Raw genomic sequence first — 21,577 nt, 5'->3', positions numbered from 1 at the left:
ATGGCCGGCCAGTGAGCCGGTCAGGTCCAGGGGAGGTCTCTTGCTGGCGGCCGAGCTCGTGGTCCATCTGTTCGCCCCCGCCGGTGACAACCGGGTGGCCGAGCGCGGCTACGGACAGGTGCGTCGAGTCTGGTATGCCAGCCGCGAGGTCCTGGGCGTCACGTCGGAGGCTCCTGGCCTCGGCGTTCCGGCCGACCTGCCCGAGTCTCCCGCGGACCTGGCTGGGCTCGGTCAGCGGACGGGTGATGGAATCATCGCCAGCCAGCAGGCACCCCCCGGCTCGGGGGTCTTCCAGACTGTGCTGCGCCGCCAGCGGGGTTTGCTGTGCCTTTCCGCGATACTCGCGCCCTTCCCCGCAGATGGGATCGGCTGGCCGGAACTCGACGCCAAGTGGGACGACGTGAGCAGCGCGTCGCGGTCAGAACTCATCGACCAGGCCCGCATCTACCAGGGGCTGCTTCCCAGCTTCGACGTCTTCGCGCACTATCCACACTCGGCCACCGCCGAGCTGGCCGGGGGATGCGCCGCGGAACTGCCGGACTTCGACCGGGTCGCTGGATGGGAGCGCCGTGGCGTCACGACCATCGCCGGGTTCGCCATCTGGGAGCCCGCGGCCGGTGGCGACTACCGGCCGCTACGTCGACTTATGATCACCACGACGGCGGCGCGGGAGGCGGCGCTGGGCGCGTGGACCTGGTCATCCGGCGGCGCGGCCCCGCCACCGTTGCAGCTGTACCTCGCGGAAGCCGCGAAGATGCGCCTGCAGGGCCGGGTCTGGACCGCGGGCGCGCCGGCGGTGGAGCAACTGCGCCACAGGCTCGACGAGGGCGCCCGGCGGCTCGGCGGCGGCCTCGCCGAGGCGGGCTTGCTCGGTGCCGGCGCGGAGGCGTCCACGGCGGTGTCGGTCGCGGCGTTGGCGGAGCGACTGGCCCAGGTCAGGTCCGATGTCTTCCATGAGATTTCAGCCCGCACGTCCCTCCTCGACGTCGAACGCAATGTTCGGATAGCCGCGGCGAACATGCAGGCGTTGACCATGTCAACGGTGATCCCGACCGGGTTGGCCGACCCGTTTGAGGAAGACCAGCGGTGCGCGCGACACCTGTTGGATCTGCTCGGCGACGGTGGCGCGTTCCTGGCGTCAGCAGGCGCCCGGGCGCGGGCAGCGGTGCACGCAACCGAGCAGGCAGGCCTGGCCGCGGAAGTCGGCGCGCCGATCGGCGACCCGACGATCGCGGGCGAGGACCGACTAGCATTCCTCGACGAGCTCTCCGAGCTATACGCCGACCCACTCAAGGCCTATCACCTCGTCGAGGGCCTAGAGGTGCCCCGCGGGCGTCTGCCGGTCGCAAGCGGACTCAATCCCCGCACCTGGTGGGGCGAGGTCTTCAGGGAACTGGAGAGCGGGATCCTGGCATCCCCCTTCCGCGACCTGCTGAGCGCCGCTTTGACGGACTACTGCCACAACGGCCAGCTCCTGGACCTTGCGTCACGCTACGGCGTGCCGAACAACCCGCGGGTTCCTCGGGGAAGGACCACCGCGCGCCAGAGATCACCTCACCAGCCGAGTAGCCACGAAGAAGTGACCGTCGTCGATCCCGCCGACACCTTCTCCGACAGGGTATGATCGAACCAACAGCGCAGGTGACTACGGGGGTATAACCTTGCGTGCAGATCATTTGGGTCGGCTCCGGTGAAGCGAGCCCTGCTGGTAGGCATGGACAGCTACCACAACTTCCGCCCGCTGGCTGGCTGCTGCAACGACGTGAAGGCTATCGCCCCCCTGTTGAGGCGAAACGAAGACGAGAACCGAAACTTCTACTGCGAGACCAGAACGAGCGATCTTTCGTTCATAACTCGAGACGCGCTACTGCGTGACCTCGAGCGGTTGTTCGCTCCGGCCACGGACATGGCGTTGCTGTACTTCGCCGGCCACGGGCAACCAGTGCCGAACGATGTCGTGCTGTGCACCGCCGACGGCACCACCACCTCTCCGGGCGTGTCGCTTTCCATGGTTCTCTCGATGGTTGAGCAATCGCCCGTTCCCGAGGTCATCGTCCTCCTGGACTGCTGTTTCTCCGGAGCTGCCGGCGGCGTTCCCCAACTCGGATCCTCAGCCGCGACCATCCGGTCTGGGCTGTCCATCATCACAGCGGCGCGGGCGGACCAGATGGCGGTGGAGGCCGCCGGACGTGGCTTGTTCGCGACATACCTGGAGGACGCCTTGCGAGGCGGCGCGGCGGACCTGCTGGGAAAAGTCACCGTCGCGGGCGTCTACGCCTATCTCTCCGACATGTTCGGTCCGTGGGACCAGCGACCCACGTTCAAGGCGAACATCGACCGGCCGCACGAGCTCCGCCAGACCAGCCCAGACTTCACGCCAAAACAGCTGCGAGCGCTCGTCACATTGTTCCCGACGCCGACCTACGAGCTGCCGCTCGGCCCGTCCTATGAACCCGACGTGGAGCCCCATAACCAGAGACACGAGGAGGACTTCGGGATTCTGCAGGCGGCCCGAGCGGTGAAGCTCGTCGAACCAGTCGGTGAACTGCACATGTACTACGCGGCGATCAACTCGAAGGCCTGCAGACTCACCAAGATCGGCCAGCACTACTGGCAGCTAGTCGAAAACGACCGGCTATGACCACCGTCGGATTCTCCGGGCACCAGAACCTGCCAATCGCAGGTATCGACTACATCACCAGCGAGCTGACCAACCACCTCCGCGCCGTGCCGACGCCGCTGGTCGGGCTGGCCTCGCTCGCCGCGGGAGCCGACCAGCTTTTCGCCCGACTCGTGCTCAGACTGGGAGGTTCGCTACGCGTCGTGATTCCCAGTGATCACTATATGACCACCTTCCAGAGCAACGCTGACCTTGCCGGCTTCCACGAGCTTCTGCGCCAGTCCTCGGAAACGCGGGTGCTGGACTTCGATTCGCCTTCCGAGGAAGCGTTCTTTGCGGCCGGTCGCGCGGTCGTCGAGGAGGCCGACGAAATTCTCGTCGTCTGGGACAGCCTGCCGGCTCGCGGGTTGGGCGGCACGGCAGACGTCGTCAGTTACGCCAATATCCGGGGAAAACAAGTGACCACTGTCTGGCCGGCGGGCCTGCGGCGATGAACGATTCGACAAGGAGCGAGGAGGAAAGATGACGGGCGGCGAATCCGCGGCCGACCAGACATTCTTGGCCGCGCGCGTGGCGGCAGTCCTCATTCTTCGTTCCGCGGCCAACTGGTCGCTGCCCGAGCAAGCGTGGGAACAGGTCGACCCAGCTCTCCCCTCTGTGGCACACACACTGGACAAGCTGACCCGCTCGCTGGCCGAACAGAACGGCCACGTGCTCGCCGCCGCCGTCGAGGACCTGCGTTACTACGCCAACCACGGCGGGCAGCGGGAGACGCGCGGAGTTCTTGTCGGAAGTCTCACCACACCCAGCACCGACGCCGACCCCGGCAGCGTGAGCACCGGCTACGCCGGGCCGCCCCCCGAGATCCGACTGAGGATTGACACCATCGTCACGGCGCTCGATATTCCCACGGCGAAGGTGGTGCTCGAACAGGATGGGCATGGCGCCGGTTACGAAGGCCAATCCGTCGCCGACTCGGATTTCTCGCGATTCGGCCAGACATGATCGAAAGCCGACTTTACACCCTTGTTGATGTCGAGTTGTGTGTCCGACCAAGGTCATGTGCGGACGACCCGCCCGAGTTGGCGGTCATCGCCCCAACGCCATGCCCGCAGCGGGCTTCGCCCCGAGACCCCAGACCGCCGGGCCAGTCTGATCAACGGGCAATGTGCCCGCTCCCGCGGCGGGCGACAAGGTACGGGGAATGAGCCCGGCCTGGGTGGCATTGACCTGCACGTGAGTGACGTCGAGGGTGCGCTTCCGCTGGCAGTGCTTGACTTCGTCGGGGTCGAGCACGGCGAGAGTCCAAGCGCGGCGATCGCCGGCGCCGTGACCATCGCCCAGGCCGTCGAAGCAGCCGGGTACCGGCGGTACTGGGTCTCCGAGCACCACAACATGACCAGCTTGGCGTGCAGCGCTCCGGAGCTGCTGACCGCGCACGTCGGCGCGCACACGTCCCGGATCCGGGTCGGCGCGGCCGGGATCATGCTGCCCAACCACACGTCGCTCAAGGTCGCCGAGACGTTCCGGACGCTGCTGGCGATGTACCCCGGACGGATCGACCTCGCGCTCGGTCGGGCGCCGGGGACCGATCCGTTGACCGCGCACGTGCTGCGCCGAGGGTTGTCCGCCGACGCGGGCGCGGAGTTCCCCGGGCAGGTCGGCGAGCTGTTGGCGTTCCTCGGCGACGGGTTCCCGGCCGACCATCCCTATGCACGGCTGGTGGCCGCGCCGGTGCTCGACGAGCGGCCCGAGCTGTTCGTCCTGGGGTCGAGTCCGTACGGGCCCCGATTCGCCGCCGTCAACGGCCTGAGCGCGGTGTTCGCGCATCACATGAGCCCAGATCTGGCGATCAGCGCGCTGCGGGCCTACAGGCGCGAGTTCACCCCCCGGGCCGAGGGCGCGACGCCGTACTCCGCGATGTCCGTGTTGGCCTTCGCCAGCGATGACGAGGAGTCGACTCTCGACTTCGAAGCGGCGTGGACCCTGACGATCCAGAACATCAGCCGCGGGATACGCGAGCCGCTGCGGCCGGAGGACATCCACGGATTCGCCCGGTCGGAGCAGTTCCGCGCCGCCCGTCGCGACGACAGCCGGATGGTGACCGGCGCGCCGAAGGCCGTCGCCGAACGACTGCTGGAAATGAAGCAGGAAGCTCAGGTCGACGAGATCGTCGTGGTCACCCCGAGCCTGGACCGGGCCCGTCGCCGGGCCAGCTTCACCGCGCTGGCCGAAGCCTGGCGCCAGGCGGCGTAGGCCGGGTTCCTCGGCGCCAGCCGGCCGGGTTCGCGGTCCCAGACCGCCCGATCCGGTGGGGGCCGCCGAGATCAGCGGGCAGCACCACGGCGGTCGGTGTTCCGCCCTGCGCGTGGGGGATTCGGATACCTGGGTTCCCACCTGACGCCGACATCCCACCTGACACACATCACCAGCACGTCCATCAAGGTGAACGAAACTCCACCATCACAACATTGCTGGCATTGCCGGGTGCTGCTGCCACGATAGCGAGGCGGGCTATCCGGGTCCGCATCGCTCTGCTGCAAAATCGGGTCATTCGAGGCGTGCGGCGTCCACTCCGACTTGCGGGGTGGACCGGCGGCGCGGTCGAGTGCGACCGCCGGTTCCGCGCCTTGTTGGGGAGGAACCTATGCGACGTCGGGATCGCGACATCGGCGTTCTTGCCGACCGCACCGGCTCCGCCCGCGGCTGGGTGTCGCAGGCCAACTACCGGATGGCCTCGTGGGTCTGCTGACCCGGCTCGGCTCCTCGCGGCCCGCCACCCGAGGCACCATGCCGGACGAGGGCTCGACGATCGCGATCGTCGAGCCGCAGCCTGGCCTGCCGCTGCGCCCCCGCGACCCCGCCTTCGTCGGCTCCTACCGAATCCTTCGCCTGCTCGGTGAGGGCGGCATGGGAACCGTCTACCTGGGCGAGGCGGTCGACGGCCGGCGAGTAGCGGTGAAGGTCATCCAGTCCGAGTACGCCCGGGACCCCGAGTTCCGCGAACGGTTCCGCGCCGAGACCGCGCATGCTCGCCAGGTCTCGGAGTTCTACACGGCCGAGGTGCTCGACGCCGACCCGGACGCCGCGTTGCCGTACCTGGTCACGGAGTTCGTCCCCGGGCCGACGCTGCGCGCCGCCGTAACGGCCGGAGGCCCGCTGGAGGCCGACGACCTCGCACGCCTGGCAGTCGGGATGGCCGCCGCGCTGACAGCCATCCACGCCGCCGGGATCGCCCACCATGACCTCAAGCCGGGCAATGTCCTGCTCGGGCCGTCTGGTCCAAGGGTCATCGACTTCGGCATCGCCAACGGCTTCGCCGGCCCGGCAGCCGGCCACAACGGCCGCGCCCCCGGCCGCGGCCGGGGGCGCGGCCGGGGGCGCGGGCATGCCCACGACGCGGCCCAGATCGGTACCCCCGGTTATATGGCGCCGGAGCAGGCGCAGGGCGAGGAGGTCGGACCCGCGGCGGATGTGTTCGCCTGGGCAGCCGTCATGACCTTCGCCGCGAGCGGGGCGCCGCCGTTCGGCGACGGTGCACCGGAGGAGTTGCTGCGCCGGGTCGCCCGTGACAACCCGGACCTGAGCTCGCTGCCTTCTGACCTGGTCCCGCTGGTACGCAAGGCGTTCAGCAAGGACCCCCAGGACCGCCCCTCTGCCGCCGATCTTCTCCTCACGTTGATGGGAGAGAAGTCGGCGGAGCAGCGCTCGCCCGCCCCCCGGGCCGCCGAGCGGCGCAAGGCCATCGGCCCGGCTGGCCCGGCTGGCCCGTCAGCCTCCGCACCCGCGGCGCGCGCTTCGAGCGCGCCGCCTGCCGCGGTAACGCCACCACCCGCGCGCGCTCGGCCGGTCCCGCCTTCGCTCCCCTTGCCGCCGCTTCCTCTGCCGCCGCTTCCTCTGCCGCCGCTAGCTCTGCCACCGCTAGCTCTGCCACCGCTAGCTCTGCCACCGCTCGCGGAGATACCACTCGCGCTGCCGGCCGCGGGCGACTCGTCGGACAGGCACCCGGATCCGGCGGCCCGAGGGCCGATCTCCGTGACGGACGGCGCGGCCGCCGCCGGTCCCGAGGACGCCGTGGCGGTCCCGCCCGCGGTGGAAATCCCGGTCGCCGACCTCGAAACGCCCATGACGCCTTCGCTCCCGGGGGCACCCGCGAACCTGCCGGCCCCGTCGATCTCCGGTCCGGGGTTCCTGGTCTCGGCGCCGGATGTCCCCGCCTGGATGTCCGAGCCGACCGGACTCGTGGCCGCGGAAGCGCTGGCCGGTGCTCCGGTACCGCCGGCAGACCCGGTGGACCCGTCGGCGGTGGATCGGTCGGCGGTGGATCCGCCGGCGACGCCCGACCTGGTTCAGGTGGTTTCCGCGGACGCGACGTCCGTCGTGGCATCGAGTTCCATCGCACCGGCCGAGGTCGGACCGATCTCGGTGGAGTCGGTCGTCGACACCGCACCCGGCGCGCCCGCGCACGGGCCGGGTGTCACCGCGGAGCCAGCGCTCGACGTGCTCACACCGGCCGGGCCGGCGACAGACGACCAGGCGGACGCCGCACCGGCGACTCCGCCGGGTCAGGCGGACGCCGCACCGGCGACTCCGCCGGGTCCTGACGCCGTCCTGGCCGCCGTCGTCGAGGCGGCGCCGGCCGCTGAACCGGTCGCTGAACCGGCCCCGGGCGATGCGGTCGACACGGCGCGGGCTGTCCCGCCGAGCCTCCACACCACGGCGGAACCGCCCGCGGACGGCCTCGTGGTGCCCGCGGTCCTCGACATCCCCATGCCGGCGGCCGAGTACCCGGTCGTCGACATAGCGCCCATCGGGCCGGATGTCGACGACCCGCTGGATATCTCGCCGACGGACCCGTTGGGACTTGGGGAACTCCTTGAGATCTCCTCGGACGCGCCGCCGGCCGCCGAGCCGGCCATGGACGACCTGGTCGCGCCGGCCGTCCTCGACATCCCCGCGTCGGCGGCGGCCAGTTACTCCGTCCTCGACCTGCCGCCTGCCGGTCCAGGTCCCGGTCCCGAGGACCTCCCAGACCTTTCGCCGATGAACCCGCTGGGACTCGGGGACCGCGCGGAACCCCTCCCGGACGTGCCGCCGGCCGCCGAGCCGGCCATGGAGGACCTGGTCGCGCCAGCCGTCCTCGACATCCCCATGCCGAGGACCACGGTCACCGCCAGGGATGTTCCGTCCGCCGGGCGGCCCACGGACGACGCGCTGACCTCGTCACCGACGGACCCGCTGGGGCCCGGCGACGTGGCGGAACCGCTCCCGGCCGTGACCGAGGTGACCAGGCCGGCCGCGGACGATCTGGTGGACGTGGTGCCGACGGCTCCACCGGCGCGGGACGTGTTCGTCATCGCCGAGCCGCTCGCGGACGTCGACATCGCCATCGAGGACCTCGATGACGTCCCGGGCGTCGCTGAGATCACCGTCGCTGAGGTCACAGCGGCTGAGATCACCGTCGCCGAGGTCACAGCGGCCGAGATCACCGTCGCCGAGATCACCGATCCCACCGCTCAGCCGGCGGCGGTCGAGGACGACGCGCCGGACGACGGCCCGTTCGCGAACGACCCGGTCGTTGACGAGGCGGCGCTCGCCGACGACGAGGAGCTCGAGGCCCAGACGGAGGCGGCCGCCCCCGACCTCGGCAGCCCCGCCGCCACGGGAGCCGAACTGGTGCTCGCGCCGCGCTTCGACCCGGTGGCGGCCATCACGGAGCTGCTGCCTCCCGACGTCCTCGCCGCCCGCGCCGCGGCGACGGAGATCGACGGCGACGGCGTGATCGACGTGGGGCCGGGCTGGATACAGGAGACCGGCGGCCGGTCCGAAGCGGCGCTCCAGCCCATCAGGATCGCCGAGCTGCACACGCTCTGGGACGGCGAGGTCGATCTCGACCCGGCGGACGAACCCAACGAGACCACCGAGACCGCCCTGGCCGTGAGGCCGGGCACCTCCCTGGTCGGCCCCGGGATCGCCTCCGGGTCCGGGGTTCCTGCTCGATCGGCGAAGCTGATCGAGCAGGTCCGGAAGCCGGCTGGCGGACTGACGGCGTCCTCGCCGGCGGTGCCGGCCGTGCCGGAGTCCTCGACGGCGCTGGCCCCCTTGGCCGCCGCGACAGCCGCTCCCAATCGCGGGACGTTCGAGCCGGCTCCGCTGGCCATCGCCGCTGGTTCGTCGGCCGATACGGCGCCGGACGAGATGGACGACGCGAAGGTCGACACCACGGAGACGGCCGACGCACCCGCCCGGTCTCCCGGCGCGCGGGCACGCGCGCGGGCCGCTCGTCGCGGCGCCCGCCGGCGGCGGATCACCACGATCGTCGTCGCCGCCGTCGTCGCGCTGCTGGCCACGCTGGTGCCGCTTGCCCTGCGTTCGACCGGTGGCGCCGCGACTGTCGACACCGCCGACGCGGCACCGGCATCACCCGCCTCCTCCGCGGCGCCGGCTGTCGGCGCGCCGGGCGCGAGCGGCACAGTCGCCGCCGGCACCCCCTCTCCGTCGCCGGCGGCCTCCGCCGGACAGCCGCCGGCAGCCGCCACCAGCCCGGCCGGAGCGGCGCCCCCCGACGCGAAGGCACGGCCGGGGGTGCCGGGGCTGTGGCTGCAGTCGGTGCCCGCCGGTGTGACCGTCACGGTCATCGCACCGTTCGACGGCGGCTCGGTGACGTCCTACCGGGTGACGTCGAGCCCCGGCGGAGTGCGCAGCCTGACCAAGCCGGGTATTTTCCAGATCTCGGTCGACGGATGTTCCGAGGTCAGCGTGACCGTGCAGGCGGTCGGCCCGGGCGGTTCCTCCCCGACGTCGTCGCCGATGAAGGCCCGTGGCTGTGTGCCGCCCAGCGAGCCTCGGGGACTGCTGTCCATCCCGGACGGCCACGGCCATCTCATCATCAACTGGGATACGCCGGCCAACGTGGGTGGGAACCAGATCTCGCTGACCTACGACCTGACGATCTACCGGACCGGCCCGTCCGGTGTCACCTCGGAGACGGTCAGCGTGACCGGGCACAGCTACACCCGGACCGCGCCCGGCCCAGCCGACCCTTACTTCCGCATCACTCTCGCCGCCCGCAACCTGGCCGGCGTCGGTCCCGCCGTCCTGGCCTGGGGCCAGTAACGCACGCGTCGGCGCGCATACACCGAGGACGGGATGGACATCCAGGGACGGATTGGCCTGAATGTGGTCGGGACAGGCTCCCGGCGTGGGGCTGCCAGGCTGCACACTGTTGCGATGCCGGGACTGCTGCTGCCCCTATCCGCCGGTTTCCCCGTTTTCGGTCTACTGCCCGGTCTTCTCGAGCCACGTTGGTTGGAGCTGTGGGATACCCGACGGCCTCACTCGGAGCAGGTGTGGCGGGTCTGCCTCGGCCATGGTGACGCGACCCACCTGGGGCCGCGGGTGATCGTGACAACGGTGCCCCGGCTGCCCGCGATGCGGTTCGGCGAGGTTCGCCATGCTCCGACGGTGGCCGATGACGCTATCGGCTGGGCGCAGCAGAGCATGCTGCACGCGGTGGCCCCGGACTTCCCTGCCGACTCACCGGACCGGCAGGAATGGTGGCGTTACCAACTGGAGCTGGCTGGCTGGTTGTCGGGCAACCTGGACGCCGAAGACTGGATCACGGTCTCCCTCCCGGTCGATGACGTGGAGCTGCCGTTCCGGGTCCGCCAGCACGGCCCGGCCTGGGCGGCGTTCGCCGAGACGGACGGCGGCTGGATCGCCCTGGACGGCATTCACCTGGGGGTGGGCGGCCTCGCCCTGAGCACCGTCCGGGTGGCCGACTACCAGCCGATAGGCGTCTGAGCGACACCGACCTCTGCCTCGGGCCCGGAACCACGTGCGGAGCAGGGTCGCTGCCGGATCGGCGGGCTCAGCGCCCGACCGGGTCCCTGCCGGATCTCGGAGCCGGGGTCCCTGCCGGATCGGCGACAGGGTCCCTGCCGGATCGGCGGAGCCGATCTGGGAGGTCAGCGATCTGGGAGGTCTGCTGGGAGGTCAGGGGTGCCTTGGCGCCCGCCGCAGGTCCATGGGCAGCGCCGCCGGCCGCGCGATGTGGTTGCCCTGACCGAGCTGGACGCGGGTCGCGCGCAGGGTGGCCAGCTCCGCCTCGGTCTCGATGCCCTCCGCGAGCACGCTGGCGCCGATCTCGTCCGCGACCTGAATGAGAGCGCTGGCGACGGCTCGGCGCGCCGGATCGGCGTCGATCCCGTGGGTGAGGTAGTGGTCCATCTTCACCAGATCGGGGCGTAACGCCAGGAACCGGGAAAGGCCCGCATAGCCGGAGCCGACATCGTCTGCACCGATCCTCACCCCACGCGCGCGCAGCTCCGCGAGCGTGCGGAACACCTCTGAATCCTCCTTGATCCGGGTGTGCTCGGTGATTTCCAGCAGCAACCGGCGCGGCTCGACGTCCCGGATCAGCTCGACCAGCTCCGGTCCAACCGTGCTTGGAGAGACGTTGACCGACATGAACACGTCCGGCGGCAGGCGCGGCAGGTTGGCGAGCGCGGCACGCACGGCGGCCAGTTCCAGCTCAGTACCGAGCCCGACCGCCGCCGCGCCGGCGAACCACTGCTCCGGCTCACTGGCGCCGACCTCACCGGGTTCGTGCCGGCCGGTCGAGCAGTCCCAGACCGTCGCGGCGGTCGCTCGCGCCGCTGCCAAGACGTCCGCCGGCACCTCCGCGTCCGCCCGGGAGCCCTTGCGGGCGGACGCGTCGGCCCGCGCGCCGGCCTCGTCAGTGCCGGCGGTCTCTGTCACGTCGGACGGGAAGCGCGCCAGCGCCTCCACGCCCACGATCCGGCCGCCGGCCCCAAGGTCCGCGATCGGCTGGAAGACCATGGTGGGGCCGCCACTGTCGATGAGCTCGCTGACCCGGTCCCAGAACGCGGTGCGCCGCTCCCAGACTCGGTGCAGATCCGAGACGGAGTCGGTGACCACCTCCGCGACCAGGCGGAGGAACCGCCCGTCGCGTACCTGAAGGTCGGGGCGCGGGGTATGGGACAGCGCCGCGAGCACGCCGTAGATCGACCCGTCACGCTCGAACACGGGCACCGCCGCGTACGCGCCGGCCCTCAGCTCGCCGCTGGCCGGCAGCGTCTCGGCGGGCATATGCGCGTGGGCGTCGCGGATGATGTCGGGGCATTCGCCCGCCAGCACCAACGCGAAGTAGCTGGCGGCGCCGCGGAGGGTCGCCCCGGGGATGATGCCGAACGACTCGCCGTCGCCGTCGAGCGCCTCGATGACCAGCAGGTCCTCCTCGGCACGAGCGAGCCAGGCGACGTCCATCCGCAGCCGGAGCCGGACTGCCTCCAGCAGGTCGGCGATGGTGCGGTCTGGCACCGGGACATCGAGAATCGGCCCGAACGTCCAGCTCCGCTCCCTGGGCACGGCTCACCCCCAAAGCAGCATTCCCCCGATGCCCGGGTTGGCCACCTCTCTGTCTTTGGTTCGCTCCGTGCGGGCGGCGCGCTACGGCCCCGTACTCGCTTCGCTCCCACGGGACCTCCGCGCGCCGTCCTCCTCCGCTCACGGGCGCTACGGCGACCTCCGCTGCGGCCCAACCACGTCGCTTCGCTCGTGGCCGGGCCTCCGCGGAGGCGCGCCTCCGCGCCGCACGGTCACCCGCGGCGTCAGGTCACCAACCCAGAGCCATAGCACTCGCATAGCCGCGGGGGCAGCTGCCGAGAACGGCCCGGAGACGAGATCGGGCGGCGCGCCTGGGGCGCGCCGCCCGTCGTCCATGTGGTGCCTTGCTGAACAGCTGACCGGCACGCGCCCGCCGTACTGGGCCGATGATCGGCCCGGCGGGTCGCGTGGGTCAGACCGCTTCGATCAGAAGCAGGGACAGGAGCGGGGGAGCTGGGTGCCCGGCAGCCGGTCAAGGCCGGGCCGGGCACCCCTCGAACGCCTGGAGATTCGCAGGCCACCGGGGCGCCTGCCAGGCGCCCCGGGGTCCCGCCGATCCGTCTGCCTGGAGCGGCAGCGTCGACCTGGCCGGACAACCCTGGCGAGGTCTGGCGAATCGGTGGGACGGGCGAGCACATTGCCGGTAAAGCACGCCGGATAGCCCGACGGCCCCGCCCTTCGACCGGGGTCGTCGGTGCTGGCAGGTCGGCGTGCCGTACCGGACACCCACCCCGTCGGTACATGGCGCGCCCGTTGTCACGCGGGCTAGCGGGAAGCCACCCGAAAGATGGCAAACAGGAAACCATGTACCGAACTGGTCGATGCCTAGAGGTCACCACCCATACTGGGGACCCCCTTCAGCAAGGCCCGAACCTCCGCCTCCCGGTAGCGCCTGTGGCCACCAAGGGTGCGGATCGACGTCAGCTTCCCAGCCTTGGCCCACCGGGTGACAGTCTTCGGATCAACCCGAAACATCGTCGCCACCTCGGCCGGAGTCAGCAGGGGCTCGGCGTCCGGCGTTCTCGTCGTCATTGCGTTGGCCTCCCGTCACAGAGCGTCGCTCCGTCCCATACAGATCGTGCATCCTTCGGGGGCATTTCGGACATGGCACGTCGGGACCATCTGCTGACTAGTCACAGCTCGTCCGAAGCGAGTGGCGACTCAGCGTTAGCAACCGCGTCGATCAGCTCGCGGATTCCCTTGTCTGCAAGGGCCGCCACCTGACCAGCACGCGCTCGTACGCCTCTGCCGCGCGGTCTGTTCGCCCTTGGCGTAACGCCCGGACCGCCTCGGTGAGGTCTTCGACGGAGTTGTCGCCGCGCAGCACCTCGTCATCGAGCAATTCGACCAGGCCGTCGTAGTCCAGCTCGACCCTGCTGCGCGGGTGGAAGATCTCCAGCCATCGGGCCAGCTCCGTCACGCCCTCGACGGCGGAAGCATCCGGCATGGTGTCGCGCATCGCCGCCAGCGTCTCGACCGCCTCGGCGATCCGCCGCCGGGCGAGCCCGATCTCGGTCCGGTAGACCATGGAGCGCTCGGCCGTGTCGCCGGTGACCAGCATTCGCTCGGCCGAGTCGAAGAGCAGAAACCAGGACGTGGGCACCGACCAGGTCGAGGTCTGGATATGGACCTTCAGCTCCGGGCGGCGGGCGCGCCAGCGGTCCAGCTCGATCTCCGCCGGGTCGACGATCCGGCGCGGCAGGAAGACCTCGGCGATCCGCTCGGGCATCCCGCCACGGAACTCCATCGCCGCCTGCCACACCCGCAGCTGCGTCGACCACGGGCAGACGAACATCAGACCGTCGACCATCTGCACGAACGCGGACTCGCCGGCGACGTCCAACGTCGGGCGCACGATCGCGACCAGAGCGACCATGCGCTCCCTGCGGGCACCCGCGCGGCGCGACGGCGGAGCCGTGGCCGCGTACCGCTGCCAGCGCAGCCGCTCGGCCGGCGAGAAAGCGGCGAGCGGCTCATAGACGCGCAGGTATGCCGCTGGAGAGACGATAGGCACCGCTCCAACCCCCCTCCCGGCCAATCCGCCGAGGCGAGGCTATCCCGTCAGACGAGGGCGCGAAGGCGGCGAGGCGCTGAACGCGCTCGCCCCGGGTCGGACGCTTCGCGCCCTCCGAGGGTGGGGCCGGCTACAGGCGTATAGCCGTGGCTGGCGTGGGGCCGACCCGGGGGACCTGGTTGTGTCGATATTGCGCTAAAGACGCTGTCGCTTGCCGCAGCCAGGGTGCGCTTGCTAGTCGCGCGGCCCCTGTCCAGTTTGCGCAGATTGCCAGTTGCTAATGGTTACACCATGAGGACATGCAGTAGACGGCCGATTCCTGCGATCGGCGATCGGCGAGGGCTGGGGAGGTCGATCCCGCGTCACGGCGCCGACGGTTGGGGCGCGCCGTAGGGTTCGGCCATGACACAGGTGTCTGCGTCCGGGTCGAACCTGGTCAAGGGGACGGGGGTCACCTCCTCGGTCTTCGACGCCGGCGCCGAGCACGAGCAGGTGGTCTTCTGCTCCGACCCCACCTCCGGGCTGCGCGCCATCATCGCCATCTACTCGACCGCGCTGGGCCCCGCACTCGGCGGCACCAGGTTCCACACCTATCCGGACGAGTCCGCGGCGCTCGCCGACGCCCTGGCGCTGTCCAGGGCGATGGCCTACAAGGCCGCCTGTGCCGGCCTCGACCTCGGCGGCGGCAAGGCGGTCATCATCGGCGACCCGGCCAGAGACTCCTCCGAGGCGCTGCTGCGCGCCTACGGACGGTTCGTCGCCTCGCTAGGCGGCCGGTACATCACCGCCTGCGACGTCGGCACCTACCCGACCGACATGGACATCGTGGCCCGTGAGGCCAGGTGGGTCGTCGGCCGCTCGCCGGCGCACGGCGGGTCCGGGGACTCTGGAGTGATGACGGCCTACGGCGTCTTCGAGGGAATGCGGGCCTGTGCCGCGCGTCTGTGGGGCAGCCCCAGCCTCGAGGGCCGGACGGTCGCGGTCAGCGGCGTCGGCAAGGTAGGCGCCCGGCTCGTCGGGCATCTACTGGAGGACGGGGCGAAGGTGCTCGTGGCCGACGTCAACCCGGCCGCGCTGGTGCACCTGCACGATGTGCATCCCGAGGTCGAGATCGTGGGCGATCCGGATGCGCTGATCGGGGCGCCAGCCGATATCTACTCGCCGTGCGCGCTCGGCGGCGTGCTCACCGAGGCGGCCGTCGGGTGGCTACGTGCCCGGGTGGTCTGTGGCGGGGCCAACAACCAGCTGGCCCACCCTGGCATCGACAAGCTGCTCGCCGAGGCCGGCATCCTCTATGCGCCGGACTTCGTCGTGAACGCTGGCGGCCTAATCCAGGTCGCCGACGAGATCGGGGGCTACCGGGTCGATCGGGCCAAGGCGGCCGCATCCCGGATCTTCACGACGACTCAGGACGTCTTTGAGCTGGCCGACGCAGAGGGACAGACCCCGGGCGCCGCCGCCGTGACCCTCGCCGAGCGCCGGATCGCGGGGATTGGCCGCCTACGGCGCATCCTGCTTCCCTAGCCGCGCGGCCGATCGCCGCAACCGCCCGTCCGATATTCGTCGGGCCACGTTCGACCGCCCGCTCCGATGTTATGTGAGTCACGCTATTGAGCCGAAACCAGGCAGTCGGGGTCCAACCGATACGAGGCACGAGTGGCCCGCCAAGTGACCCGCGAGCGACACCCAACCAGCACTTCGGGCCCCGCGAAGACCGGGCCCGGCAGAGCACGTTAAGCCGGAATCAGGCAGGTCGGGTGCGGAGCGTCCGACAGGCGAGGCGCGAGCGGCGCGCCCCGCGCGCCTCCTAGCGACCGCCGCGGGCGAGGCGCGAGCGGCGCCCTCAGCGCGTCTTCGCGTGGCAGCCGCAGTCAACTGTCGGGTTGGCGTGCCGACCGGCCCGCGATCCCTGTAGTCTCGGTAGGCACGAGACAGTTAGAGCACCGGGGCGGGTCCCCGTCGTCATGTTCGAGGGGGTCGAGCCATGGGGCGCGGCCGAGCAAAGGCCAAGCAGACGAAAGTCGCCCGCGAGCTCAAGTACAGCTCGCCAACGATGGATCTCGACCGACTCAAGGCGGATCTGGGCGGCTCTGGATCGACCACTCGGGACCCCACCGAGGACGACGATCCGAACACGGATGACGACTACGACTACAGTGCGTACCTCGACGAGGACGAAGACGATCAGGACCGCTGAGTCTCTGGTTCGCTCCGTCCGGGCGGCGCGCTCCGGCCCCGTACTCGCTTCGCTCCCACGGGACCTCCGCGCGCCGTCCTCCTCCGCTCACGTGCGCTACGGCGACCTCCGCTGCGGCCCGCCCACGTCGCTTCGCTCGTAGGCAGGCCTCCGCGGAGGCGCGCCTCCGCGCCCAGCACGGTTGCCCGCCGCTGTGACGTCACCAAACCGAAGACGACCACGTTCGCGGGGGCACATCGCTTCGCTCGTGGCCGGGCTTCCGCGGAGGCGCGCCTCCGCGCCGCACGGGTGCGTCACGCTTGGACGGTGCGAGGTAGGTCTACGCCCGTCTACGGGTGGTCTGCGGTGAGCCGGGCGGTCAGGCGGTCCTCGGCGACTTCGGTGCCCTTGCCGTTGGCCGACGCCTCGGTGACGTGGCCCGCGAGCCAGGCAGGGACGCCACGGGCCGCGAGCAACGTCAGGGCGTCGTCGACCGCCGCCGGGGCGACGACCGCGACCATGCCGATGCCCTGGTTGAAGGTGCGTTCCATCTCCTCCCGCGCCACCGGGCCGCGCTCCGCGAGCAGCGCGAAGATCGGCGGGGGTGTCCAGCTGGCACGGTCGAGCGTGGCCATGAGGCCCGCCGGGATCACCCTGGCGAGGTTCGCGGCCAGCCCGCCGCCGGTGATGTGCGCGAACGCATGGACCGCGGTCTGGGCGGCGAGTGCCAGGCAGTCCTTCGCGTAGATCCGGGTCGGGGTGAGGAGGGCGGCGCCGAGGGTGGTGCCGAGCGCTGGCTCCTCACGCCGCAGCGCCGCCAGGCCGTCCGGGCCGATCCCGCCGGGAAAGCCCGCCTCAGCCTGACCGAACAGCAGATGACGCACCAACGAGAACCCGTTCGAATGCACCCCGGACGACGCCATCGCGATCAGCGCGTCCCCCGGCAGGACCCGCTCGGGCCCGAGAACCTCGTCCGCCTCGACGACGCCGATGCCGGTCGCGGCCAGGTCATAGTCATCCGGGCCCATCAGGCCGGGGTGCTCCGCGGTCTCCCCGCCGACGAGCGCGCAACCGGCCTGCTCGCAGCCGGTCGCGACACCGGAGACCAGCAGGGCCACCCGACGGGGGTCGAGCGAGCCGCAGGCGATGTAGTCGAGCAGGAACAGCGGTTCGGCGCCGCAGACCACCAGGTCGTCGACCACCATCGCGACCAGGTCGATGCCGACCGTGTCGTGGACGTCCAGCGCCCGGGCGATGGCGATCTTGGTGCCCACGCCGTCGGTCGACGAGGCGAGCAGCGGCTTGCGGTAACGGCTGGTGTCGAGGGCGAACAGCCCGGCGAAACCGCCGAGCGAGCCGACCACCTCAGGCCGGCTCGCCCGCGCCACATGACCGCGCATCGCCTCGACGGCCCGCTCGCCGGCCGCGACATCCACGCCGGCGGCCTGGTACGAGACGCCGCCGGTGGCACCACCCGAACCGGTGCCGCTGGAGGAGCCGGGACGGCTGCCGCCGGGGCTCACGGGCGCGGTCACGGCCGGACGCTTCCGGCGGGCGCGACACCGGCGCCCGCGCCACCCACGCGCCCCGCCGGCATCGTCGGAGCCGTCGACGACGCGTCCAGGCGGGCCAGATCCTCGATGCCCTCGAACGTGTCTATGCCGGCCAGTTCGTCGAGGTCGTCGGGTGACGGGTCCGCGCCGTTCATGCCGGCCACGACCTGTCGGCGGAACGCCTCGGCGAGCGCCTTGCCGGTGGCCGCGCCGCTGCCCATCGCCTCCAGCTGGTGCTTGCCACCCAACCGATCAGAGTCGGACAGCGGCACTGGGTAGATGCCGTCGAAGCACGCCCGGCACAGCTCGTTCGCCGGCTGGCGGGACGCGGCGACCAGGCCATCCAGCGAGACGTAGGCGAGCGAGTCCGCGCCGAGCGACTCCCGTACCTCCTCCACCCCCGCACCGCTGGCGATCAGCTCGGCCCTGGTGGCGAAATCGATGCCGTAGAAGCATGGCCAGCGGACCGGCGGCGAGGAGATACGGATGTGGACCTCGGCGGCGCCGGCCTCGCGCAGCATCCGCACCAGCGCGCGCTGGGTGTTGCCGCGCACGATCGAGTCGTCGACGACGACGAGCCGGCGGCCCTCGATCACCTCGCGCAGCGGGTTCAGTTTCAGCCGGATGCCCCGCTGGCGGATCGTCTGGGACGGCTGGATGAACGTCCGCCCGACGTAGGAGTTCTTGACCAGCCCCTCGCCGAACGGGATACCGGACGCCTCCGCGTAGCCGACGGCGGCCGGCACACCGGACTGCGGCACCGGGATGACCAGGTCGGCGTCGACCGGGGCCTCGCGGGCAAGGGCCCGCCCGACCTCGACCCGGGTGGCGTGCACCGAGCGACCGGCGATCGTCGTGTCCGGGCGAGCCAGGTAGACGAACTCGAACAGGCAGCCGTGCCGGTCGGCCGGGGCGAAGCGCAGCGAGCGCGGCCCGTCCGCGTCGATGACGACCAGCTCGCCCGGCTCCACCTCGCGCACGAACGTCGCGCCCACGATGTCGAGCGCGCAGGTCTCGCTGGCCACCACCCAGGCCCCGGCCGCCACCGCCGGGCCACCGCCAGGCTGAACAGGTGGGAAACCGTCATGGCCGGAGACGTCCCGGCCGGCCGCGACCGGCGCGCCCACGCCGTCCGTGTCGGCGGCGGCCGACCGCTCGGCCTGTTCGTCGGCGCGGCTGTCGAGGCGGCCCAGCACGAGCGGATGGATGCCGTGGGTGTCGCGGGCGGCGTACAGCGTCGAGGCGTCCGAGAAGACCAGCGAGAACGCGCCGCACAGGCGGGGCAGGATGTCCAGCGCCGCGTCCACCAGTGTCGGGCCGGGGTGGTTGGCCAGCAGCGCGGTGATCAGGTCGGAGTCAGTGGTGGCGTGCATGCCGGCGTCCCGGTCGTCACCGAGCTTCTCGGCCAGTTCCATGATGTTGGTCAGGTTGCCGTTGTGCGCGAGCGCGACGCCCTGGCCCAGCCGGGCGGTGCGGTACGACGGCTGGGCGTTCTCCCAGGTGGACGAGCCGGTGGTCGAGTACCGGGTGTGCCCGACGGCCAGATGCCCGGACAGGCTCGACAGCGTCCGCTCGTCGAACACCTGGGCGACCAGCCCCAGCTCCTTGAACACCAGGATCGCGCGGCCGTCGGCGACGGCCATGCCGGCCGCCTCCTGGCCGCGGTGCTGCAGGGCGTACAGGCCGTAGTAGGTGAGATTCGCGACGTCCTCGCCGGGCGCCCAGACCCCGAACACCCCGCAGGCGTCCTGAGGGCCGGCGGCGTCGCGCAGCTCGAGGTCCCAGTTCTGGTCCACGCGGCCCCGGCCGGCGGCGCCGGCCACCCGGCCAGTGCCGGCCACCCGGCCAGTGGACGAACGGGGGCCGGCGGAGCGAGGGTCGTCCGAACCGGAAGCGGCGGCCGTCCCCTTGGTCATGGCACCAGTTCTCCTCGCCTGTCACCGTCCGGGATCCGGGCTCGCCCCCGGGCTGGCACAACGGGCCACCCTGCCAGGCCGCCCACGCGGGCGCCAACGGGCCAACCCGCCTTGACTGGGATCTTGACGGACCGTCCCACCACGGACTCACCGTCGACAGCCACCGCCACTCACGCTAACAGGAGCCGGGTTAGCGGGTATTTCGCTCCGGAGGTACCCGTGAGCAGTACTACCAAGCTCCCACGGGCGCGCGGGCCACCCAGCAGCCGGAAGACCGTCATCCGCCGCCGGACAAGTGAGATGGACTACAGGAACGAACTACAGGAGCGGGAGGTAGGGACGCAGGTCGGAACGCTCACCGCTGGCCGTGACACGGCCGTCGGCCAGCGCCGCCGACCAGTCCAGCCGCCCGGCGGCCACCGCGACGAAGGCGACCGGGTCGGCCTCGACGACGTTCGGCGGGGTGCCACGGGTGTGCCGGGGGCCCTCGACCACCTGCGCGGCGGCGAACGGCGGCACCCGGACCTCGACGGACCGGCCGGGTGCCCGAACCGCCAGCAGATCGACGAGCAGACGCGTCACGACACGCAGCGCGTCCCGGTCCGGCGCGAGCCCGAGATCCAGGCCGTGCACGACCCCCTCGACGCACCTGGTCACGACGAAGTCGCCCAGCCGGATCGGCCCGCCAGGCGAGGTCGCCACCAGGTCCCAGGCTGTCTGCCCGGCGGGCTGGTCAACGGTCGCGGCCGTGAGGGCGCCGCGCGACGCGGCCACCGCCGCCCGCAGCAGGGAGCGCAGGTCATTCGGGGACATGCCCGCGGCGTCCGAGCGGGCGGTGTCCGCGATCGCCTCGGCACGGGCACCGACCCCGCCCACATACTCGACGGCGTTTGCCACACCGGCGTCGCTCGCACGGGCCTCCCCCCGGCCGGCAGCGGCGGCCGTCGGGGTGGGCGGCGCGTCGATGAGCGCACGCGCCAGCGCCCCACCGGACCGGGCGCAGTGCGCCACCAGGTCGGCTGTCGTCCAACCGGGCAGCGCGCTGGAGGCGGCGAAAAGCGCGTCATCCAACGCATCGACGCCGGCCACGATCAGATCCCACTGCCGGGTGAAGGCCTCCGCCAGCCGAGGATCATCCGGCCGCCGCGCGCCCGCTCGTCCCATGCTGTAATTCTGGTTCGCTCCGTCCGGGCACGGCACTCCGGCCCCGTACTCGCTTCGCTCCCACGGGACCTCCGTGCCCGGGGTTCCTGCCGGATCGCGCCAGCGATCTGGTAGGTCCGCCTCCTCCGCTCACGTGCGCTACGGCGACCTCCGCTGCGGCACCCCCACGTCGCTTCGCTCGTGGGGATGCCTCCGCGGCGGCACGCCTCCGCGCCAGCACGGTCACCTTTCGCTGTGACGTCACCAAACCAGGACCGACCCGATCCAGAGCTTGAGCCTTGCGGGAGCCACTCCGCTTCGCTCGTAGCGCCTCCGCGCCAGCTCGGTTGCGGTCCGCTTGAACGATGCGAGACCACATCAGCCGTCTCCGTGGGGCACGTCGCTTCGCTCGCGAGCCCGGCCACGAGCGAAGCGACGTGGCCCCACCGATATGACGGCTTCGGGTTGGCCACGTACAGCGGCAGGTGACCGTGCGGCGCGGAGGCGCGCCTCCGCGGAGGCCCTCCTACGAGCGCAGCGACGTAGGGGGGCCGCAGCGGAGGTCGCCGCAGCGCACGTTCGCGGAGGAGGCGGACCTACCAGATCGCTGGCGCGATCCGGCAGGAACCCCGGGCGCGGAGGTCCCGTGGGAGCGAAGCGAGTACGGGGCCGGAGCGCCGCGCCCGGACGGAGCGAACCAGAAATACAGCCCGCACGGAGCGAACCAATGTCACAGCCGCAGGAGGC

15 protein-coding genes are annotated in these 21,577 nt (G+C 71.4%); 9 read left to right on the top strand and 6 right to left on the bottom strand.

Features of this window, described 5'->3' with window-relative positions:
* The first annotated feature begins 40 nt into the window (after nucleotides 1-40).
* The 7 genes from BCD48_RS04525 to BCD48_RS53150 all read left to right on the top strand — a co-directional run bounded on the left by BCD48_RS04525 (nucleotide 41) and on the right by BCD48_RS53150 (nucleotide 10,423).
* Entirely contained in the window at nucleotides 41-1,624 is a 1,584-nt protein-coding gene (locus BCD48_RS04525) for a CATRA conflict system CASPASE/TPR repeat-associated protein (RefSeq protein WP_071046953.1), read from the top strand.
* A 66-nt stretch (nucleotides 1,625-1,690) separates the two neighbouring features.
* Nucleotides 1,691-2,641 carry a caspase family protein gene (locus tag BCD48_RS04520; RefSeq protein WP_071046952.1) on the top strand — a complete coding sequence of 317 codons (951 nt, stop codon included), beginning with the start codon at nucleotides 1,691-1,693 and terminating at the stop codon, nucleotides 2,639-2,641.
* Nucleotides 2,638-3,114, top strand: coding sequence for a hypothetical protein (locus BCD48_RS04515; RefSeq protein ID WP_071046951.1), 477 nt, complete (start codon nucleotides 2,638-2,640; stop codon nucleotides 3,112-3,114). The genes BCD48_RS04520 and BCD48_RS04515 overlap by 4 nt, the downstream gene beginning before the upstream one ends.
* A 28-nt stretch (nucleotides 3,115-3,142) precedes the next feature.
* Nucleotides 3,143-3,625: a hypothetical protein gene (locus BCD48_RS04510; protein WP_071046950.1), complete on the top strand. Its 483-nt coding sequence runs from the start codon at nucleotides 3,143-3,145 to the stop codon at nucleotides 3,623-3,625.
* A 231-nt stretch (nucleotides 3,626-3,856) separates the two neighbouring features.
* Nucleotides 3,857-4,876, top strand: coding sequence for an LLM class flavin-dependent oxidoreductase (locus tag BCD48_RS04505; protein WP_071046949.1), 1,020 nt, complete (start codon nucleotides 3,857-3,859; stop codon nucleotides 4,874-4,876).
* 483 nt (nucleotides 4,877-5,359) lie between these two features.
* Nucleotides 5,360-9,736, top strand: coding sequence for a serine/threonine-protein kinase (locus BCD48_RS04500; RefSeq protein ID WP_071046948.1), 4,377 nt, complete (start codon nucleotides 5,360-5,362; stop codon nucleotides 9,734-9,736).
* A gap of 282 nt (nucleotides 9,737-10,018) precedes the next feature.
* A complete protein-coding gene (locus tag BCD48_RS53150; RefSeq protein ID WP_241841505.1) occupies nucleotides 10,019-10,423 on the top strand; it encodes a hypothetical protein in 405 nt (134 codons plus the stop codon).
* A gap of 192 nt (nucleotides 10,424-10,615) precedes the next feature.
* Here BCD48_RS53150 and BCD48_RS04490 read toward each other — a convergent pair whose 3' ends face one another.
* The 3 genes from BCD48_RS04490 to BCD48_RS04480 form a co-directional block, all read right to left on the bottom strand.
* A complete protein-coding gene (locus BCD48_RS04490) occupies nucleotides 10,616-12,010 on the bottom strand; it encodes a sensor domain-containing phosphodiesterase (protein WP_071046946.1) in 1,395 nt (464 codons plus the stop codon).
* Between the two features lie 843 nt (nucleotides 12,011-12,853).
* On the bottom strand, nucleotides 12,854-13,060 hold the full coding sequence (gene bldC / locus BCD48_RS04485; protein ID WP_013428155.1) for a developmental transcriptional regulator BldC: 207 nt from the start codon (nucleotides 13,058-13,060) through the stop codon (nucleotides 12,854-12,856).
* Between the two features lie 151 nt (nucleotides 13,061-13,211).
* Complete coding sequence (locus BCD48_RS04480; RefSeq protein WP_071046945.1) at nucleotides 13,212-14,042, bottom strand: DUF8083 family protein; 831 nt, start codon at nucleotides 14,040-14,042, stop codon at nucleotides 13,212-13,214.
* 402 nt (nucleotides 14,043-14,444) lie between these two features.
* Here BCD48_RS04480 and BCD48_RS04475 point away from each other — a divergent pair, with 402 nt between their 5' ends.
* Together BCD48_RS04475 and BCD48_RS04470 are read left to right on the top strand one after the other, a co-directional pair.
* Nucleotides 14,445-15,566, top strand: coding sequence for a Glu/Leu/Phe/Val family dehydrogenase (locus BCD48_RS04475; RefSeq protein ID WP_071046944.1), 1,122 nt, complete (start codon nucleotides 14,445-14,447; stop codon nucleotides 15,564-15,566).
* 460 nt (nucleotides 15,567-16,026) lie between these two features.
* Nucleotides 16,027-16,239, top strand: coding sequence for a DUF3073 domain-containing protein (locus BCD48_RS04470; RefSeq protein ID WP_071046943.1), 213 nt, complete (start codon nucleotides 16,027-16,029; stop codon nucleotides 16,237-16,239).
* Between the two features lie 329 nt (nucleotides 16,240-16,568).
* Here the strand turns inward: BCD48_RS04470 and purM are convergent, their stop codons facing one another.
* The 3 genes from purM to BCD48_RS04455 all read right to left on the bottom strand — a co-directional run bounded on the left by purM (nucleotide 16,569) and on the right by BCD48_RS04455 (nucleotide 20,851).
* Nucleotides 16,569-17,753: a phosphoribosylformylglycinamidine cyclo-ligase gene (gene purM, locus BCD48_RS04465; protein ID WP_083418169.1), complete on the bottom strand. Its 1,185-nt coding sequence runs from the start codon at nucleotides 17,751-17,753 to the stop codon at nucleotides 16,569-16,571.
* Nucleotides 17,750-19,687, bottom strand: coding sequence for an amidophosphoribosyltransferase (locus BCD48_RS04460; protein WP_083418168.1), 1,938 nt, complete (start codon nucleotides 19,685-19,687; stop codon nucleotides 17,750-17,752). Before BCD48_RS04460 ends, purM begins: the two co-directional genes overlap by 4 nt.
* 318 nt (nucleotides 19,688-20,005) lie before the next feature.
* The gene (locus BCD48_RS04455; RefSeq protein ID WP_071046942.1) at nucleotides 20,006-20,851 is read right to left on the bottom strand and encodes a sterol carrier family protein; all 846 of its coding nucleotides are present in this window, start codon (nucleotides 20,849-20,851) and stop codon (nucleotides 20,006-20,008) included.
* Nucleotides 20,852-21,577 lie beyond the last annotated feature (726 nt).

The sequence above is a fragment of the Pseudofrankia coriaricola genome, from assembly GCF_001854805.1.
Lineage (GTDB): Bacteria > Actinomycetota > Actinomycetes > Frankiales > Frankiaceae > Pseudofrankia.
The sequence above is the reverse complement of the archived record's forward strand: the minus strand, read 5'-3'. Positions and strand labels throughout refer to the sequence as shown.

What these genes read in the sequence shown, in the direction of transcription:
- BCD48_RS04460 (WP_083418168.1), bottom strand. Translation starts at nt 19,687, where the DNA reads ATGACCAAGGGGACGGCCGCCGCTTCCGGTTCGGACGACCCTCGCTCC.
- BCD48_RS04475 (WP_071046944.1), top strand. Translation starts at nt 14,445, where the DNA reads ATGACACAGGTGTCTGCGTCCGGGTCGAACCTGGTCAAGGGGACGGGG.
- BCD48_RS04510 (WP_071046950.1), top strand. Translation starts at nt 3,143, where the DNA reads ATGACGGGCGGCGAATCCGCGGCCGACCAGACATTCTTGGCCGCGCGC.
- BCD48_RS04470 (WP_071046943.1), top strand. Translation starts at nt 16,027, where the DNA reads ATGGGGCGCGGCCGAGCAAAGGCCAAGCAGACGAAAGTCGCCCGCGAG.
- BCD48_RS04455 (WP_071046942.1), bottom strand. Translation starts at nt 20,851, where the DNA reads ATGGGACGAGCGGGCGCGCGGCGGCCGGATGATCCTCGGCTGGCGGAG.
- BCD48_RS04515 (WP_071046951.1), top strand. Translation starts at nt 2,638, where the DNA reads ATGACCACCGTCGGATTCTCCGGGCACCAGAACCTGCCAATCGCAGGT.
- bldC (WP_013428155.1), bottom strand. Translation starts at nt 13,060, where the DNA reads ATGACGACGAGAACGCCGGACGCCGAGCCCCTGCTGACTCCGGCCGAG.